Here is a 656-nt window from a genome sequence, read left to right on the forward strand (position 1 = left end):
GCAAAGAATGAATCGTGTCGACTGACCGTGTGGACGCCGAGGAGTTCACGCCAGATGTCGGCCAGTGCGATCTCGAGTGCACCGATGGGGGCTTCGTACGCGGCATGGGCGAGTGAGTCGGCATCCGGAGCGGGCAGTGCCCGGCGATCGAGTTTGCCGTTGGGGGTGAGAGGCAACGCGTGCAGCCGCACGAAAGCGCTAGGGACCATGTAATCGGGCAGGCGGCTGGCGAGCCAGTCGCGCAGTTCATCTGGCGATGTTTCGTTGCCTGTGACATAGGCCACCAGACGTTTGTCCGTGTCGCCGAGTGCGACTACGACGGCTTCGCGTATGGCGGGGTGCTCTGCGAGAGAGGTTTCGATTTCGCCGGGCTCGATGCGGAAGCCGCGAATTTTAACCTGGTGGTCGTTGCGACCGAGGAACACAAGATTGCCATCGGGCAGGTAGCGGGCCAGATCGCCGGTGCGATACATGCGGGCATCGGAGTGATGGGAGAAGGGATCGGGGAGGAAGCGTTCGGCGGTCAGTTCTGGGCGGTTCAGATAGCCACGAGCCACGCCTGCGCCGCCGATATACAGTTCACCCACTGCGCCTAGCGGCACCGGTTGACCGTGGCTGTCTAGCAGGTAAATCCGAGTGTTCGAGATCGGTCGGCC

Annotated in this window: 1 protein-coding gene; it reads right to left on the reverse strand. The window is 62.7% G+C overall.

Annotated elements, in window-relative coordinates; genetic code table 11:
• Positions 1-656 (reverse strand): AMP-binding protein (locus M3I54_RS44520; protein WP_254346745.1); only part of this gene is annotated, 656 nt, incomplete at both ends.

Source organism: Paraburkholderia sp. CNPSo 3274 (assembly GCF_024206475.1).
Lineage (GTDB): Bacteria > Pseudomonadota > Gammaproteobacteria > Burkholderiales > Burkholderiaceae > Paraburkholderia.